The sequence below is a fragment of the Pseudomonas sp. PB103 genome, assembly GCF_009764635.1.
GTDB lineage: Bacteria > Pseudomonadota > Gammaproteobacteria > Pseudomonadales > Pseudomonadaceae > Aquipseudomonas.
In genome coordinates this window covers 1-18,038 of sequence record NZ_RWIL01000029.1, presented here as the reverse complement: position 1 = coordinate 18,038, position 18,038 = coordinate 1, and the positions used below count along the sequence as shown (strand labels likewise).

Below are 18,038 nucleotides of genomic sequence, written 5' to 3'. Positions count from 1 at the left end.
CTCAGTCCTGCATTTCGGTCTGGCGTTCGACAGGGTCGATCAGCACGGCTTTCTGCTGGCGCACCAGCAGGTCGAGAATTTCATCCTGGCGCTCGCCGAGGATGCCGTTGAAGCTGATGCCGCTGGATTTGGTCGGCGCCAGCATCGACACGCGATACAGCTCGACACTCAAAGGCGAATCGATCGACAGCGGGCCGCTGCCATTGGCCGCCAGCTCACCGCCAACGACGATCAGCGATACCTGCGCATCGAACGGATCGAGCTTGATGTCACGGTCGGTGTCGGTCAGATCTTTGATGTGGCCGTAAACGCCAGTCAAACCGTTGGCCATGGCGACGTTTTCGTAGAGGCGGATGTTCACGCTGTTACGAATGCGGATGCCGTGGCGTTTGTTGCTGATGACCTTGTTGCCCCACAGCAAATTGTCGGCGGACTCGTAGAGCGTGATGCCGTCGGTGTGGTTCTTGTAGATCTCGTTGTAGGCAATGATGTTGTTGACGCTGTTACGGTCGATCACCAGGCCCGAGAGGTGGTTGTCGAAGCTCTTGTTGTTGAAGATGAAGCTGTCGTTGACCTCACGGGAAATAATGATCCCGTGCTTCTTCTTCGTGCCGTGCACAGTGTTCTCGGCAATGATCAGGCCGTGGGAACGGTCGTGCGGGTCGATGCCGTAAACGATGTTGTCTTTGTAGGTGTTGCCCTTGACCACGAAGTCGCGGGTCTCGTAGCAGTAGAAGCCGTACCACATGTCGGAGAATTCGGAGCCGACGATCCAGCCGGTCGGCTCAGGACGCTTGAGCACCTTGGCCATGTTCGGCGTGTACTGGGAAATACTCACGCCGTACGACTTACTGTTGGCGTAGCCGAAGCTGGCCATCTTGCTGTTGACGATGTAGGTCTCGGTGCCACCCCAGGCGAGCAGAAACGGGCGGAATTCCTTCGGCGAACGGAAGGTTGCCGGGCCGTTTTCCTTCTCGCGCCAGCCAGTGATTTTGGTATCGCGCACAAACAACTGACCGTCGTTGACCAGGAACGAACCGGCCTCTTGCGACAGGCGCAATTCCTGGGTCTGGCCATCGATTTCGAGGATGCCTTTACGGCCAACCACGATCGGCAGCTTCGACAGGTATACGCCCGGCGAGGTTTCGCTGAAATACTGCTTGGGCAGTTTCTGCGCCAGATCCTTGAGGTTCATGTAGCCGTCGTCGACGAAGATCGCCTGCGGGATGCCGTGCTGACGCACCACCCATTCGGCCATCTTGTTGTCGCCGCCGATAAAGTCCTTCAGGGCGTCTTCCTGCATCATCCGGCGCACGCTGATCTTGCCCGGTTTGCTGCGGACGATTTTCGCCGCAGCGGCTTCGGCGGTGAAGCCGGAGATGTCGGGCAGTTTTGGCGCGGCCAGATTCAGCGCGTCGGTCGGCGCGCTGCTGACGGTGTAGGTCTTGGCCTGTTGCAGTTCTTTGGCCACGGTGGCCGGCTTGGCCGGTTGCGGCGCCGTCGGCTCTACATTGGCGAAGGCGCCGGCGCTGGCCAGCAGCATCGCGCCGGCCAGCAGGCTGAGTGAGCCTATCCTGGTGCTGATCATGTCGGGCACTCCCTTGGCGGTTTGCATCAGAAGCGCCAGATCACGTCGATGAACGCGCGGTGCATGTACGAATCAACCTGCTTGCCGTAGGCATCGCCCGGTTTGAACACACCGCCACGGAAACGCACGAGGGCCGAAGGCTCGTCGATCGACTGGCTCAACGCCGCCGGCAACAGGCCTTGCTTGAAGTACTTGGTGACGACCAGATCCATCTCCTGACCGAGATCCTTGTTGCCGTCTTCAAGCGGCAGCGAGGTGCTGGAAAGGATCGCGCCGGTGGCGTCGTCGGTGTTGTTTTCCACGGCGTTGATGCCGTTGCTGCCGACCGGCTTGTTGCCGTCGACACGCCAGAATTTGTGGTAAATCAGGCTGGCGTCGTACTCGTCGTTGACCATCCACGAACCGAACAGGGTCGCGGTCTGCATGTTGTTCATTTCGCCACGGAACGCTTCGCCGAAACGATGAACCCGCGAGCGCGTACCGGTGTAGTTGGAGCGGTTGCTCTCCAGACCATTCTGTTCGTAATCGGCGCTGGCGCGGGCATACGCACCGCCGACTTGCCATTGCGGATCGAGGCGCAGGCGTACACCGATGTCGGTGGCCCAGCCGTTGACGTCATCGCTGCGCTTGGCTTGCGCCGGGCGCGAGCCGTCGGCATTCAGCGCGTTGACCGTGTCGCGGTCGCCGCTCATGCCGGTGATGCTGCCCCAGTAGTTGACGGTGTTGGTGTTGCGCCAGTTGTAGGCGTCGCTGTCGGCGGTCAGGCCGAGCCAGCTGATGTCGCCGTTCTCGGTTTTATCCAGCGAATCACGCGGGACGCCCGGTTCGGCGTAATCGAGTTTACCGTCATCGTGGGTGTGGTGACCGCGAATGCCGACCCATTGGCCCGGCGTCCACTGGTAAGCGGCGTCGGCGTAGGCGTGCAGGCGATCTTTGTCTTTCGGCGCCAGCTCTTTGAGGTCGGTGCGGTATTCGCTGAAGCGTTCGGCGACACCGGCGTTGGCACGCAGCAGGGTGGTGTCGAAGGTCCAGTTCAGCGCTTCGATGTTGGTGTCGCGCCATTGGCCGTCGTCATTGCGCAGGCGCTGGCGACCGAACTTGAGCATCTCGCCCGGGTATGGCGTGAGGCCGCTGTAGCCGACCCAGAACTCGCGCATCGCCAAGTAGTTTTTCTTGGTTTTGCGATCGCCGTTGTCGGTGGCTTGTTCACCGTCGGATTGTTGCAGGGTGTCGGTTTCGATGATGTCGGTCGAGGTCACGGCCTGGCCCATGGCGTAGGCGCTCCACGCGCCGCTTTCGCCGTAGATCCACGGACGCAGGTCGAGGCCGACGCCGTTGACGTCGCCGCCGCTGGCGGTACCGAGGTCACGGTCGTCTTCGGACTGGCCGGTGACTTTCACTTCGAGGCCGAAGTTCTTGGTTTCAGTCATCGCGGCCAGTGTCGGGCAAGACCAGATCAGCGCGAAAGTGAGGCCAATGCCGGCCTTCACGAATGGATTCAACTTCATAATTTTTCCTCGCCGTCTTCTTCTTGCAGGGCGTGCAGTTGCAGCGTGTTCTGGTTCAGAGCGCCACGGCTGGCTTGCTCCTGTTGCAGCAGACGTTGGGCTTCGGCCAGACGCTCGGGCGGCAATTGCGCGGCGAGAGTGGTCGCCAGCTCATCGGCTTGCGGGGTGTTTTGCGCCTTGGCCAATTGGCTGAAGACGTAGGCGTTGACCGGGTCGGGCTGGGTGCCCTTGCCTTGGGAGAACAGTTGGGCGATGGCGAAATCGGCGCTGTTCTGGCCGTTGCGCGCAGCGGTCAGCAAGTGGTCGAGCGCCTTCTGCGGATAGACCTTGCCGAGGTAGCCACGACGATAGATCTGGCCGAGGTAGTAGTCGGCGGCGACTTCACGGCCAACGGCTTTCTGGAAATGTTCTTCAGCGACTTTGGCGTCGGCCGGGACCATTTTCCCCTCGTAGTAAAGCTTGCCCAGCAACAGCTCGGCGCGCGGCTGGTCGGCGGCGCGGCCGTTGTCGAGGTACTTCATCATCTGGTCGACGTCGCCCAGTTCCGGATAGTCGTAAAGCAATTGCGCGAGGGTCACCCACGACGCCGGGTAGCCTGGAGCGATCGGCTCAAGCAGCGACTGCGCGGTTTTTTCGTCAGGTTTGCCCAGGGTCGAATCGGCCAATACACGGGCCACCGAATCGACGCGCTGCGCGGTGACGGTGCCACGGCTGTAACCGGCCTGCATCTGCTTGATCAGCTCGGCTTGTTGCTCAGGCTGCGCGCGTTTCTGGTACACGGTGGCCAGTTCGACGTAGCAGATGTCGGTGGTGTTGAGCGCGGCCTTGCAGATCTTTTCCACGTCATCCAGGTGCTGGTCGTAGGTGCCTTGGGTGCGATACAGCAGCACTTGGGCCAGACCCGCTTCCGGGAAACCGGATTTGCGCCACTGATCGATCTGCTGCTGAGCGTTGATGTTCGGGAAGCTGTGCGGGTATTGCAGGTACAGCATCGCCAGCGGGATCAACGTGTTGCCTTCGCCATTGGCGGCGGCTTTTTTCAGCAGGCTTTCGGCTTCCTGATGCTCGGCTTCGGTGGAACCCGGTTTGGCCACCAACAGGCGACCGAGACGCGCTTGAGCACGCGGCGAAACACTGGCAGCGGCGCGATAAGTCGCTTCGGCCTGTTTCATTTGCTCAGGGTCGCGGCTGTCGACCTGGATATCGGCGAGGCCGACTTGCGCTTCGCTGTAACCCAGATCGGCCAGTTGCTGATAGTTCTGCGCCGCAGTGGCAGTGTCGCCACGCTTGAGCGCTTCGTTGGCCAGACGCTGATCGGGCAGGCCAGCACAACCGGCCAGACTGACCGCCAGCGCCAGCGAGCACACCACATGAACTCTGTGGGAGCTGGCTTGCCAGCGATTCAGGCGACTCGGTATTCCAGTTAAACCACTGTGATCCAATCGCTGGCAAGCCAGCTCCCACAGGGATCGCGGTGTTTTCAGGATGGGTGGAGTAGTCACAGGCATGTCCTCGACTTAAAGACCGGCAGCCATGGCTTTGTCGATCAGCCAGTTCAGGTTCGGGCCACGGTCGCTGTTCACTTCCACCGGGCGACCGGCGAGGCTGCTGTCGAGCGGCTCGTCTGGCTTGATCTGCACGCGGATGTCGGAGGACAGGTCTTCGCTTTTCAGGCTGGTGCTGCTGACGATCTTGCCGGTGCGGGTCTTGTCTTCGCCGGCGATCTGGAAGCTCACCGGAGTACCCGGACGCACGTCGCCGAACTGGCGATAGGAGAAGCGCGCATCAACGTTGGCCAAGGTGTTGCGCGGCACCAGTTGGAAAATCACGTCGCCCTTGCTCGCGTATTGACCGTCAGCCACCAGTTGCTGGGCCACGGTGCAATCGCACGGCGAGGTCAGGGTGCCGGTCATTTGCTTGCCGAACAGTTCTTCAACCTTGGCCGGGGACAGTTGATCTTCTTCCAGGTGGCCTTTGAGCACGTCGAGCATGCTGGTGCTGAAGGTCGCCAGTGGCGCGCCTTTGGCGGCAACGCCGTCGGACTTGACCAGGCTCTGCACGGTGCCGTCGCGCGGCATGGTGATGTTCATCCCCGGCACGCTGACGAGGCCAGCCTGCGCGTGGCTGACGAAGTACATGCCGTACACCGATTTGAAAATGAAGCCCGCCGCGACCAGACCGACCGCGAAGATACCGGCGCTGAAGGTCACGGCTTTCAAACGACCGAACGGGGTCATGCCGGAGCCGCCGTCCTTGACCTTGCGCGCCTTGGTGAAGTTGTCGCGCTGCAGGGTCGCCAGCACTTCGCCGATGCTGACGATGTCGCCGGCCAGGTGCGAAGTGATCAAGTGGCGCAGGGTGGAAATGTCCTGTTGTTCCAGGTTCTGGAACTGGCAGCCGACGCGGCCGGTCTGGCGGTCGTAGGAACGCACTTGCAGTTCAACGTCCATCGCCAGGCCGAGGTTGTCGATGACGAATTGCAGACGCGCCTTGTACACCTCGCCGATGGTCAGCGGCATTTGCCCGGCGTTGAACGCCAGACCACCGGCGGACAGGTCGAGCACCCGCGCTTCTACCGGGGTCCGGTCGGGACCGAAGAAGCGCAGTTTGGCAGGGATTTTCACACGGGCGTGTTGGCGCTGGGCTTCGGATTCATGCACTACGTTGGCGTTGACGGCGGTATTCATAGGGGCGATTTCCTTGTTAATTCAATAGGGGCGGGTCAGACCATCATCAGCAGCACGGCGACGAAAATGCTGCCGGCGGAGAAGGTCATGGTCCGAGACGACCAGGTGTTGAACCAACGTTGAAAGCTGGCGAGATCACGGGTCAGGGATGTGGGTTGGCGCGTCCAGGATTGTTGGTCGAGGCGGAAGAACACGTAGATCTTCACCAGCGCGCCGACGATCTGGTTGTAATAAAGAATCGCTGGGTAAGCCGGGCCGATCCGGTGACCGGAGCACGACAGCAGCAGGGTCAGGATCAGGCGGGTGATGCCGATCCACAGCAGGTAAACGAGGATGAACGCGGTGCCGTATTTGAAGCTGGCGATGATCGCCACGGTCAGGCCGAGCAGCGACGTCCACATCGATACGCGTTGATCGAACAGCACCACCGAGGTGAAGGCGCCGAGGCGTTTTACACCCAGGCCCAAAGCTCGCGAGTTCTGGCGCAGGTTGTTGCCGTACCAGCGGAACATCAGTTTGCGGCTGGCCTTGATGAAGCTCTTTTCCGGCGGGTGTTCAACGGTGTTGATCGCTGCGTCAGGCACGTAGAAGGTGTCGTAACCCAGACGCATCAGGCTGAACCAGCTGGACTTGTCGTCGCCGGTCAAAAACTTGAAACGGCCCAGGCGCCAGTGTTGCAGCGAGTCGCTTTCAACGTCGGCGATGAATTCCGGATTGGTGACCACAGACGCTTTGAATACCGACATACGCCCGGTCATGGTCAGTACGCGCTTGGACAGGGCCATCGAGCACATGTTGATGTGGCGCTGGGCGAAACGCAGCTTGTGCCATTCGCTCATGATGTAGCCGCCGCGCACTTCGCAGAATTCGTTGGTGGTCAGGCCGCCGACGTTGCCGAACAGCTGGAACCACGGCACGGTCTTGCGCACGGTGCCTTCGCCGAGCACGGTGTCGCCATCGATCACGGCGACGACTGCACGGTCGTCAGGCAGGTGACGGGAGATCGCGCGGAAACCATAGGCCAGGCCATCACGTTTGCCGGTGCCGGGAATGCGCACGAAGTCGAGCTTGACGCGCTCTGGCGGATTCATCCGTGCCCACAGCGCCTTGACCAGCAGCTCATCGGACATTTCCACGATCGAGCAGACCACGGTGGTCGGCAGTTCGCAGTCGATGGCTTCGCGAATCACCGAGCTGTAGACCTGCGCGGTGGTCAGCGCGTCGATACGGAAACTGGTGACCATCAGGAACACATGCGACGGGTCCGCCGCTTTACCCAGCTTGCGCACTTTGCGGCGCAGGTGCGGGTAAACGATGTAGAGAAAAATCATGCCGCGCACAAAGTGCGTTGCACCCATCGAATAGCGCCAGATACCCACGGCGCCAATCAGGAAAATGAAGTCCTTCGACTCGGAGTCGAATGTGGACGTGGGTAGCATCAAGGCCATGCCCATCAACAAACTTAGGTAAAACAGCCAACCGGCGGCCTGAAGTAGGCCGTGTTTTAGCCTGTGCATAATCTGCATCCGTCTCTATCTCGGGGCGGGCCCGATGGGGTTAAGGCAGGCTTACAAAAAACTGCGATGTCACACGCAATTCGGGTGATCCCTGTAGGAGCTGCCGAAGGCTGCGATCTTTACCGGGAACACTTGAGTTCCAAGTGAACCGGTAAAGATCAAAAGATCGCAGCCTTCGGCAGCTCCTACATTTTGGGTGTTGCGCGGCGTCGCGAGGGCGGCGCCGTGCAACGTCTGCCTTACCAGCAGATGCCTTCGGTGCGAGTACCGGCGTCGGTGGCCTTGGCCATGAAGCCGACCAGGTCGATGACCTGTTTGCCATGCGGCGCTTGTTGCGCCAGCGCACGGAATTTCTCGTCGCGGTTGCCGAGGATGATCACGTCGGAGTTGTCGATTACCGAATCGAAGTCCGCGTTGAGCAGCGACGATACGTGCGGGATTTTCGACTCGATGTAGTCTTTGTTCGCGCCGTGAACACGGGCGTATTCGACGTTGCTGTCGTAGATGCTCAGGTCGTAACCCTTGCCGATCAGCATCTCGGCCAGCTCTACCAGCGGGCTTTCGCGCAGGTCGTCGGTGCCGGCCTTGAAGCTCAGGCCGAGCAGGGCGACTTTGCGTTTGTCGTGGCTTTCAACGATGTCGAAGGCGTTCTGCACTTGCGATTCGTTGCTGCGCATCAGCGAGTTGAGCAGCGGCGCTTCGACGTCCAGGGAACCGGCGCGGTAGGTCAGGGCGCGCACGTCTTTCGGCAGGCACGAGCCGCCGAAGGCGAAGCCTGGGCGCATGTAGTACTGGGACAGGTTGAGGGTCTTGTCCTGGCAGACCACTTCCATCACTTCACGGCCATCGACGCCGACGGCTTTGGCGATGTTGCCGATCTCGTTGGCGAAGGTCACTTTGGTCGCGTGCCAGACGTTGCAGGTGTACTTGATCATCTCGGCGACAGCGATGTCCTTGCGGATGATCGGTGCGTCGAGTTCTTCGTACAGCGATTGCAGCACGTCGCCCGAAGCCTTGTCGAACTCGCCGATGACGGTCATCGGTGGCAGGTCGTAGTCGGCAATGGCGGTGGATTCACGCAGGAATTCCGGGTTGACCGCAACGCCGAAGTCGACGCCAGCCTTTTTGCCGGAGCAGTCTTCGAGAATCGGGATCACCACGTTGGCAACAGTGCCCGGCAATACGGTGCTGCGTACAACGATGGTGTGGCGGGTGGTTTTTTCACGCAGAACAAAACCGATCTCGCGGCACACCGCTTCGATGTAGTTCAGTTCGAGGTCGCCGTTCTTCTTGCTCGGCGTACCGACGCAGATCATCGACAGGTCAGTGTCACGAATCGCTTCGGCGAAGTTGGTCGTGCCACGCAGACGACCGGTCTGGATACCCTGTTGCAGAAGTTCGCCCAGGCCCGGTTCAACAATGGGGGATTTGCCAGCGTTGATCATGTCGATCTTGTCTTTGGCAACATCGACGCCAACCACGTCATGGCCACGTGCAGACAGGCAACCGGCACATACTGCGCCAACGTAACCCAAACCAAATATGCTGATGCGCATCGCAATTACCTCTGTATATATCAGGCCTTAGAAGGCCGGAGTTAATGGTGTTCAGCGTTCACTAGTGCACTCGAAAGTGCGGCTTACAGGCGCCACAATGCCGTGTGCAGGCATACAAAGTTCCGAGTGTCTAAATAAGTGCACTCAAGATGTGCGCAACCAGGCCTTATAGTTATGACTTGCCCTGTTATGCAGCGGATCTTCTTTCTGGAAGACTCTGGTGCATTCGTCTTGCGCGCTCGATGTCAGGCGAGAAGCCCGTAGATCAAGCGGTCTGGTGCTCAGGCGAGCACGTTTATAGGGGCGCGGCCATGGCCTTGCAGGGGATATTAATGCTGCGTATCTCCTGTCCTTCGTTTGTTTTGAGACTAGTTAGTCATCTAGGCAAGTTGCTGTGACAACTTGGTTACATGGCTATCTGCTCCGCGTAAGTTATCTCGTACAAACTCGGCGAGAATCGTTACCGGTGGTATGAACTACGCATTTGGACATAGTTCCAGTCCGCTCATCGCGCCATCTGAAATTTTTTGAAATATTGGCAAAGATGGCACTGGTCTCAATTTGATAGCACTTTCCGTTTCGCCCTTTATTGATAGGGGCATAATCGCGCTAGATAGTTTTGTGCCACTACTGTGAAAAAAGTTAGGTGCCACTACTGAAAAAAATGATCAGTGTCGAGTGAAACTAAAATTAGAAAAGACAGGGATTGTTTTTTGGCGCCATAAAAATGGCGAAACAAGGCGGGGAATTTTTGACAGCGTGCAGGCTGCACGACTCTTGATAGAAAGAGTCGTGCAATAGGCATGCTTTATTCGGGGGCGTGGTCGCGCAGAAAGACCAGATTGTCGGGTTTCGATTGTTCGGCGCTGTAGCGATAACCCTGCACATCGAACTGCTTGAGCTGGGCCGGATCGTTGATCTTTTCCTGAATCACAAAGCGGCTCATCAGGCCACGCGCTTTCTTCGCGTAGAAACTGATGATCTTGTACTGGCCGTTCTTCTGATCCTTGAACTCGGTATTGATGATCCGCGCGTTCAGGGCGGTGCGTTTAACGGCCGAGAAGTATTCGTTGGACGCCAGATTGAGCAGTACGTCGTCGCCCTGATCGGCCAGCGCTTCGTTGAGCCATTCGCTGATGCGCGTGCCCCAGAAGGCGTAAAGGTCTTTGCCACGGGCGTTGGCCAGTTTGGTGCCCATTTCCAGGCGATACGGTTGCATCAGGTCGAGCGGGCGCAGCAGGCCATAAAGGCCGGAGAGCATGCGCAGGTGCTTTTGCGCGTAATCGAAATCGGCTTCGCTGAAAGATTGCGCGTCGAGGCCGGTATAGACGTCACCCTTGAAGGCGAGCAGCGCCTGCTTGGCGTTCTCCGGGGTGAACGCGGGCGTCCAGCTGCCGAAACGCGCGGCGTTGAGGCCGCCGATCTTGTCGGACACGTGCATCAGTTCGCTGATCTGCGCCGGGGTCAGCTCGCGCAATTGCTGGATCAGTTCCTGGGAATGGTCAAGGTATTGCGGCTGGGTGAAGCGCTGGGTCGCCGGCGGTGTTTCGTAATCGAGGGTCTTGGCGGGGGAAATCACCATCAGCATGAAGTCGTCTCCTTTAATCGTGGGGGCGATTCTAGGGGGTTGTCCGAGTTGACTCCAGCTATGAGCGTGATAGGTGATCGACGGCTTGGCGCATTCCCTGTAGGAGTGAGCCTGCTCGCGATAGCAATAGATCAGTCACCACCCTGTTGAATGTCAGACCGCTATCGCGAGCAGGCTCACTCCTACAGGGATCAGCGTCGTGTCTTATCAGCTATAGTGCCGCGCGGGTTTTGTTATGGAGACATCCCTTTGCGCATTGTTCTTTTATTCACCGCGTGGCTATTGAGCTTCGGTGCCGTCGCGGCGCCAGGCGATATTGCGACGCTGGATCGCAGCACCTGGCCGGAGCAACTGACCAGCCCGACCCTGTTCGACGTCGCCTCGCGGGCGGAAATCCTCATGTTCGCCCGTGGCCTGCTCGGTACCGAATCGATGGACGAGGCCGCGCTGGCGAAGCGTCTGGGGTTGCGCACGGTCAATATCGATGCGGTCAACAGTCTGCGCCAACGCCTCTGGCAGCGCCTGTTGGCTAACTATAACTACGCCCAGCAAAGCTGCGATCAGGATGCCTCGTTCTGCTTCCTCGTCGAAGACCTGCCGACCCTGCGCGAGCAGGCCGCCAAGTTCGTGGTCAGCGATGACAGCTATTACACCAAGTGGGCCGAACCTAGCCGGATCTTTCATCTGCAGTATCTGGATGAGTTGATGCGCAAGGCTGCACTGTCGCCGCAGACCAGCAATGAATTCGATCGTTTCGGCGACTACGAACGTAATGGCGACGAGATGCACGATCGGCTGTTTCTGCTGACGTTCGACAGCGCCGCCAATGCGCAACCGGACAATACCGGCTGGCTGGCCGAGTACCTGCGCAAGTCGAACCTGAGCGCTACGTTTTTCGTCTTGGGCAAGGATATTCAGGCGCGGTTGGCCGAGCGTTCGGTGAGCAGCCTGCAAGCAGCGTTCTCGCAAATGTGCGTGGGCGTGCAGGGTTGGGAGTTCCGGTCCCACAGCCACTGGCAGGACTGGCAGGATTCGGTGCGGCGCAGCGCTGATCTGGTCAGGAACAAGTTGCCGGAAAACTACGTGCCGCTGTTCCGTCCGCCGGATGGCCAGCGCCGCAGTGACGCGCAAGACTTCTTCAACAGTCAGGGCCTGCAAGTGGCGCTGTGGGACATCGATGCTCAGGACGGCGCCGGCAAGCTCAAGGGCGCAGCGAGCGCGCAACGGGTGCTGACCTTGATGTTGTTGTGGCGCCACGGGGTGATCAATTTCAACGTCAAGCAGGACGCGGTGAAGACCTCGATGCCGTGGCTGCTGACGCAAACGGCGCAAAGCGGTATCGGTTGGGAGGACTGTCAGGACGCGTTTCGCTGAGAAACGGCAGAAGCCCGGAAACATTGGGCTTGGGGCGAATTTTTCAGAGGATTCGATGCAGGCGGACTTCCGACTCTAACGGTGTCGACGGAGTCCGCCAAGGGCTTTTCGTCACTTTGCAAAATAAACTTAAAAAAACCGTCAAAGTACTTTTTTATGTCATCGGTTTTGGAGTATTACGAAGACAGACCGCCGAAACCTGCAACACAGGTGGCGTCTTCCAAGACCCGTTTGTTTGCAGTCACTTGAATCTCCGCAGGTGAGATTTCGGCAGTCACTTCGAGGCGCAGCACCGCCCAGGTATTGCGTCTACTGGCTCTGACAAAGGTGACCGAGTATGGATGATCACGGACGTAGCCCTTCCTCCAACCAGCCAATCCTTTATGTACTCGATACCAACGTATTGATTCACGATCCAAACGCCCTGCTGAATTTTGAAGAACACCACGTCGCGATCCCGATGACCGTGCTTGAAGAGCTGGACAAGCTCAAGAGCGGGCATCACAGCGTGGCCGCTGAATGCCGTCAGGCCATCCGGCTGATCGACAAGACCCTGGGCGATGCGTCCCCGGAAGATGTCGAACTGGGTGTGCCGATCCAGCGCGGCAAGGGCGGGCCGAAGGGCTTGCTGTCAATTCTGATGAGCAAGCAGGCCGAATCGAACCTGATTCTGCCCGAGCACCTGAACGACAACAAAATCATCAACCAACTGATCGACCTGCACACCCGCGAGCCGAAAAAACCGGTGGTGCTGGTCACCAAAGACATCAACATGCGCCTCAAGGCGCGCGCCTGCGGTATCGCCTCCGAGGACTACAGCACCGACCAACTGGTCGACGACGTGTCGCTGCTGCCCAACGGCTACCACAACATGACCGGCTCCTTCTGGGACCGCGTGAGCAAGGTCGAAACCCGTCAGGATCACGGCCGCACCTGGCACCAGGTACAACTGATCGACAACCTGCCGGCGGTACACATCAACGAATTCATCATTGATGAGCAGGGCTTCGTCGGCTGGATCAAGGAGATTGAAGAAGACCGTTTGCTGATTCTCGACCTGCATCAGGAACCGTTGCTGCATCAGGAAGCGTGGGGGCTGAAACCGCGCGACATTTATCAAAGTCTGGCGCTGTACGCGCTGCTCGATCCGGACATTCATCTGGTCAACCTGTCGGGTGCGGCAGGTTCCGGTAAAACCATTCTGGCGCTGGCCGCTGCGATCGAGCAGACCATGGTCAGCAAACGTTATCGCCGCATCATTGCCACCCGCAGCGTGCAGGGTCTGGATCAGGAGATCGGTTTCCTGCCCGGCACCGAAGCGGAAAAAATGGAGCCGTGGCTGGGCGCCATCACCGACAACCTCGAAGCCTTGCACATGGATGACGAAAACACCCATGGCAGCGTCGACTACATCCTCAGCAAAGTGCCGTTGCAGTTCAAATCACTCAACTACATTCGCGGCCGCAGCTTCCAGCAAAGCCTGATTCTGATCGACGAATGCCAGAACCTCACACCGCACCAGATGAAAACCATCATCACCCGTGCCGGCGCCGGTTCGAAAGTGGTGTGCCTGGGCAACCTTGCACAGATCGACACCCCTTACCTGTCCGCGACCAGCTCCGGGCTGACCTACCTGACCGAACGCTTCAAGGATTTCCCCAACGGTGTACACATCACCCTGCAAGGGGTGCCTCGCTCGATCCTGGCTGAATACGCCGAAACCCATCTCTAAAAGCAGCTAACAGCTCCAAGCTATAAGCGGCAAGTTACAAGCGTAGGGAGTGTTTCTCTCATGCCCTTGTAGCTTGCCGCTTAATGCTTGCAACTGCTTAAATGCTGCCATTCCATACCTGCAGACTACTGCGCTTTTCACTTGCCGCTTGTAGCTTGCCGCTCGCAGCTGCCTCAAGGAGGCCCCCGTGCTGACTCATCTCGATTCCCAAGGTCGCGCCAACATGGTCGACGTCACCGAAAAAGCCGTGACGTTCCGTGAAGCGACGGCCCAAGCGCTGGTGCGCATGCTCCCCGAAACGTTGCAGATGATCGTCAGCGGCGGCCATCCGAAGGGCGACGTGTTCGCCGTGGCGCGCATCGCCGGCATTCAAGCGGCGAAGAAAACCAGTGATCTGATTCCCCTGTGCCACCCGTTGATGCTCACCGGCGTCAAAGTCGAACTCAGTGCCGAAGGCGAAGACACCGTGCGCATCGTCGCCCGCTGCAAACTCTCCGGGCAGACCGGCGTCGAGATGGAAGCGCTGACCGCCGCCAGCGTCGCCGCCCTGACCATCTACGACATGTGCAAAGCCGTCGATCGCGGCATGACCATCGAAAGCGTGCGTCTGCTGGAGAAGGTCGGTGGCAAGAGCGGGCACTTTCAAGCGGAGCAGCCATGAACCTGACCGTGAAGTTTTTTGCCCGTTACCGTGAAGCGCTGGGCGTGGACTCGGTGAAGGTTGAAGGTGATTTCGCCACCGTCGATGACGTGCGTGCATTGCTGGCGCAACGTGAGGGCGCTGAAGTATTGAGCGAACAGAACCTGATGTGCGCACGTAACGAAGACCTCTGCCAACTCGACGAGCCGGTGGTCGATGGCGACGAAGTGGCATTTTTCCCCACCGTGACCGGAGGCTGAGCCATGGCGATTCGTGTGCAGGCCACGCCGTTCGACCCGGGCGCTGAAGTCAACGCGATGCACGCGGCCAATGTCGGCGTCGGCGCGGTGGTGAGTTTTGTCGGCTACGTGCGCGACTTCAACGATGGGCTGGATGTCGCGGGAATGTTCCTCGAACACTATCCGGGCATGACCGAAAAAGCCCTCGGTAAAATCGCCATCGAAGCCGAGCAGCGTTGGCCGCTGCTGAAACTGGAAGTGCTGCACCGCATCGGCGCGCTGGAACCGGGCGAGCCAATCGTGTTCGTCGGCGCCGCCAGTGCCCATCGCCAGGCCGCATTCGATGCCTGCGCCTTCGTCATGGACTACCTGAAAACCCGTGCACCGTTCTGGAAGAAAGAAAACACCAGCGACGGGCCGCGTTGGGTTGAGGGGCGGGACAGTGATCATGCCGCGGCGGATCGCTGGAACAAGTAAGTCCTCTAGCGCCTTCAAATCCGCTATCGCTGGCAAGCCAGCTCCCACAGGATCTTGGGTGTACACAAAATCTGTGTACGACTCGATCACTGTGGGAGCTGGCTTGCCAGCGATGGGGCCCTCTGCAACACCCAAAATCTCTCTTTTCTTTAATTGACGATATGTACCTGCGAGTCCAATATGGATTTATAAGTACAAAAAAGCATCGCCTCCCGTTTCAGCTCTTTCTTGCCAAACCAACAACAACTTCCGCGAGAGAACGAACATGAAGAAACTCCCCCTCATCACCGGTCTGGCCCTGAGCCTGTTGTCCTGCGCCAGCGTGTTCGCCGCCGAACAAACCCTGCGCATTGGCATTGAAGCCGCCTACCCACCGTTCGCCTCAAAAACCGACAAAGGCGAGATCGTCGGTTTCGACTACGACATCGGCAACGCCCTGTGCGCACAGATGAAGGTCAAGTGCGTGTGGGTCGAAGGTGAGTTCGACGGTCTGATTCCTTCGCTGAAAGTGAAGAAGATCGACCTGGCGCTGTCGTCGATGACCATCAACGAAGACCGCAAGAAGTCGGTGGATTTCACCCACAAGTACTACTTCACTTCGTCGCGCCTGGTGATGAAGGAAGGCGCCAGCGTTGATGATCAGTACGCCAGCCTTAAGGGCAAGAACGTCGGCGTGCAGCGCGCGACCACCACTGATCGTTATGCCACCGAGGTGTTCGAGCCGAAGGGCATCAACGTCAAGCGCTACAGCAACAACGAAGAGATCTACATGGACCTGGCGGCGGGGCGGCTCGATGCGATCTTTGCCGACACCATTCCGTTGAATGACTTTTTGTCGATGCCGCGCGGCAAGGGCTATGCGTTTGTCGGGCCTGAGTTGAAGGATCCGAAGTACGTCGGCGAGGGCGCGGGGATTGCGGTGCGCAAGGGCAATACTGAATTGGTCAGCCAGTTGAATGGCGCGATTGATGGTATTCGTGCGAGTGGCGAGTACCAGAAGATTTCCGAGAAGTATTTCAAGTCCGACATTTACGGCGACTGATAGTCCGTCATCGCTGGCAAGCCAGCTCCCACAGTGATTGAGTCGTACACAGATGTTGTGTGCAACAAAAAAACTGTGGGAGCTGGCTTGCCAGCGATGGGGCCGGTTCAATCACCGCAAATCTCTAGCCCTTCATTTCCTTCAGGTGTTTGTACACCGTCGCCCGCCCCATGTTCAGCACATTGGCCACATAGTTAGAGGCACTCTTGCCCTTGAACGCGCCCTCGGCGTGCAGTGCCAGCACCAGTTCACGCTTGTGATCGCGGGTCAGCACATTCAGGCTCAACTGCCGCTCGCGCAGCCAGGCGTGGAGGAAGGTGTTGATGCGTTCCTGCCAGTCATCGCGAAACAGTGAATCCGGTTGCGGGATCAGCTTGCTCGGCGACAGGAACAGGTCCAGCGCCGCCTTGGCATTCTCGAACAGCGAAATATTCAGATTGATGCACAGCACCGCCAGCGGCAGGCCTTCGCTGTCGCGCAGGACGCTGCTCAGGCTGCGAATCTTCTGACCGTCCCAGTTGAGCTTTTCGTACGGGCCAATGTTCCTGTCGCTGACATCCTCGCTGAGCATGTCTTCCAGCGACGAGTCGTCGCCAATCTCGCGTTTCGACAGGTTGTTGGCGATGTAGTCGACCTTCTGCGTGCGCAGGTCGTGCAGCACCACTTCGGCGTGGGGAAAGAACAGCGTGGCGATGGCATCGGCGATGGCGCGGAAGTTATCCAGCGCTGGATCGAATTCGGGGGCGGTCATGACAGTGGAGCTCCAGGCAGCGTCAGCGCCCCGTGATCAGGGGGCGCTGGGAGTGTGCCGCAATCCGTTGGGCGCGTCATCCGGGGGGACGATCAGGCGAGGCGAGCGGGGGAGAGCATGGCGCTGCTCAGGCCGAAGTTGCGCAAGTGCTCGGGCAAAGGCTCGCCGCGCACCAGTGCAGCGCTGGCCTGGCCCATCGCCGGCGATGTCTGAATGCCGTAGCCGCCCTGCGCCGCGACCCAGAACAGCCCGGGCACCTGCTGATCGAAACCGCTGAGCAAATCACCGTCGGCGACGAAACTGCGCAGCCCGGCCCAGGTGCGGGTCGGGCGGCGGATGGTCAGCGTGGTGGCTTCTTCGATCTGGTAAATGCCCATGGCGATGTCCAGTTCTTCCGGTTGCACATCGTGGGGTTCGACCGGGTCGGCGTTGGCCGGCGAGCCGAGGAACATGCCGGCGTCAGGCTTCATATAGAAGGATTCGTCGAGGCTGACCAGCATCGGCCAGTGATGAATGTCGACGCCTTCGGGGCCGGCGAAGATAAATGCGGCGCGGCGTTTCGGTTGCAGGCCCAGCGATTTGGCGCCGGCCAGTGCGCCGATCTTGTCGGCCCAGGCGCCGGCGGCGTTGATAATTACTGGCGCGCTGAAGGTCTTGCCGTTTGTTTGTACGTGCCAGAGGCCGTCGGCGTCGCGGCTGAGGCCGAGCACTTCGCAATCGGTGTGGACTTCGCCGTGGTTGCGACGGATGCCGCGCAGGTAGCCCTGATGCAGGGCGTCGGTGTCGATGTCGCTGGCGCTCGGGTCGTAGACCGCGCCGTGGACTTTTTCCCGGCGCAGGATCGGCAGGCGCGCGCAGGCTTCGTCGGCAGTGAGCAACTGCATCTCAGGGACTGTGGCTTTGGCGCTGAGGTATTGGTTGTTGAGCTCGGCGGGGTCACCGGTGAAATCGACGGTCATTTCGCCGCGTGGGCTCAGCAGCGGATGTTCGCAGAAACCGGCCGGTGGATGATCGAAAAACTCACGGCTGGCCTGGGTCAGTGCGCGCACTTGCGGTGTGCCGTAGGCGGCGGTAAACAGCGCAGCAGAACGCCCGGTGGAGTGATAGGCCGGGTGCGATTCACGTTCGAGCACGATGACTTTGCCGTGCGGCGACAGCCAGAAACCGGTGGAAGCGCCGGCAATCCCGCCGCCGATGATGATGAAATCTGCCTGGCTCATGAAAAACTCCAACGCTATCAAGGTTCTCCGGGAATCCGCCTGCGGCAGCTCCCAATTGAAATACATTCCCTGTAGGAGCTGCCGAAGGCTGCGATCTTTTGATCTTGATCTTAAAAAAA

The 18,038-nt window shown here is 59.2% G+C and carries 15 protein-coding genes; 6 read left to right on the top strand and 9 right to left on the bottom strand.

Annotated features, from left to right (window positions below):
- Position 1: 1 nt before the first annotated feature.
- From algG to yaaA, 7 genes are all read right to left on the bottom strand, one after another.
- The gene (gene algG, locus EJA70_RS05610; protein WP_158830089.1) at positions 2-1,588 is read right to left on the bottom strand and encodes a mannuronan 5-epimerase AlgG; all 1,587 of its coding nucleotides are present in this window, start codon (positions 1,586-1,588) and stop codon (positions 2-4) included.
- Positions 1,589-1,614: 26 nt separating this feature from the next.
- Positions 1,615-3,096 carry an alginate export family protein gene (locus EJA70_RS05605; RefSeq protein ID WP_008077270.1) on the bottom strand — a complete coding sequence of 494 codons (1,482 nt, stop codon included), beginning with the start codon at positions 3,094-3,096 and terminating at the stop codon, positions 1,615-1,617.
- Entirely contained in the window at positions 3,093-4,604 is a 1,512-nt protein-coding gene (algK, locus tag EJA70_RS05600) for an alginate biosynthesis TPR repeat lipoprotein AlgK (protein ID WP_256677628.1), read from the bottom strand. Before algK ends, EJA70_RS05605 begins: the two co-directional genes overlap by 4 nt.
- Before the next feature lie 9 nt (positions 4,605-4,613).
- Positions 4,614-5,783 carry an alginate biosynthesis protein Alg44 gene (locus EJA70_RS05595; RefSeq protein WP_158830087.1) on the bottom strand — a complete coding sequence of 390 codons (1,170 nt, stop codon included), beginning with the start codon at positions 5,781-5,783 and terminating at the stop codon, positions 4,614-4,616.
- A gap of 35 nt (positions 5,784-5,818) precedes the next feature.
- Complete coding sequence (gene alg8 / locus EJA70_RS05590; RefSeq protein ID WP_371924513.1) at positions 5,819-7,300, bottom strand: mannuronan synthase; 1,482 nt, start codon at positions 7,298-7,300, stop codon at positions 5,819-5,821.
- Between the two features lie 239 nt (positions 7,301-7,539).
- Positions 7,540-8,856, bottom strand: coding sequence for a nucleotide sugar dehydrogenase (locus EJA70_RS05585; RefSeq protein WP_008087506.1), 1,317 nt, complete (start codon positions 8,854-8,856; stop codon positions 7,540-7,542).
- An 808-nt stretch (positions 8,857-9,664) separates the two neighbouring features.
- Positions 9,665-10,444 carry a peroxide stress protein YaaA gene (yaaA, locus tag EJA70_RS05580; protein ID WP_008087507.1) on the bottom strand — a complete coding sequence of 260 codons (780 nt, stop codon included), beginning with the start codon at positions 10,442-10,444 and terminating at the stop codon, positions 9,665-9,667.
- A gap of 249 nt (positions 10,445-10,693) precedes the next feature.
- Here yaaA and EJA70_RS05575 point away from each other — a divergent pair, with 249 nt between their 5' ends.
- The 6 genes from EJA70_RS05575 (at position 10,694) to EJA70_RS05550 (ending at position 15,948) form a co-directional block, all read left to right on the top strand.
- On the top strand, positions 10,694-11,818 hold the full coding sequence (locus tag EJA70_RS05575) for a polysaccharide deacetylase family protein (protein WP_158830086.1): 1,125 nt from the start codon (positions 10,694-10,696) through the stop codon (positions 11,816-11,818).
- Positions 11,819-12,155: 337 nt separating this feature from the next.
- Positions 12,156-13,550, top strand: a complete 1,395-nt coding sequence (locus tag EJA70_RS05570) for a PhoH family protein (protein WP_008080207.1) — start codon at positions 12,156-12,158, stop codon at positions 13,548-13,550.
- Between the two features lie 187 nt (positions 13,551-13,737).
- The gene (gene moaC, locus EJA70_RS05565; RefSeq protein ID WP_158830085.1) at positions 13,738-14,211 is read left to right on the top strand and encodes a cyclic pyranopterin monophosphate synthase MoaC; all 474 of its coding nucleotides are present in this window, start codon (positions 13,738-13,740) and stop codon (positions 14,209-14,211) included.
- A complete protein-coding gene (locus EJA70_RS05560; protein ID WP_085608143.1) occupies positions 14,208-14,450 on the top strand; it encodes a MoaD/ThiS family protein in 243 nt (80 codons plus the stop codon). Before moaC ends, EJA70_RS05560 begins: the two co-directional genes overlap by 4 nt.
- 3 nt (positions 14,451-14,453) lie before the next feature.
- The gene (gene moaE, locus EJA70_RS05555) at positions 14,454-14,906 is read left to right on the top strand and encodes a molybdopterin synthase catalytic subunit MoaE (protein ID WP_008080204.1); all 453 of its coding nucleotides are present in this window, start codon (positions 14,454-14,456) and stop codon (positions 14,904-14,906) included.
- 265 nt (positions 14,907-15,171) lie between these two features.
- A complete protein-coding gene (locus tag EJA70_RS05550) occupies positions 15,172-15,948 on the top strand; it encodes an ABC transporter substrate-binding protein (RefSeq protein WP_158830084.1) in 777 nt (258 codons plus the stop codon).
- A gap of 124 nt (positions 15,949-16,072) precedes the next feature.
- Here EJA70_RS05550 and EJA70_RS05545 read toward each other — a convergent pair whose 3' ends face one another.
- Positions 16,073-16,699, bottom strand: coding sequence for a transcriptional regulator (locus EJA70_RS05545; protein WP_064393297.1), 627 nt, complete (start codon positions 16,697-16,699; stop codon positions 16,073-16,075).
- Between the two features lie 92 nt (positions 16,700-16,791).
- On the bottom strand, positions 16,792-17,919 hold the full coding sequence (locus tag EJA70_RS05540) for an FAD-binding oxidoreductase (RefSeq protein ID WP_158830083.1): 1,128 nt from the start codon (positions 17,917-17,919) through the stop codon (positions 16,792-16,794).
- Between the last annotated feature and the right edge of the window lie 119 nt (positions 17,920-18,038).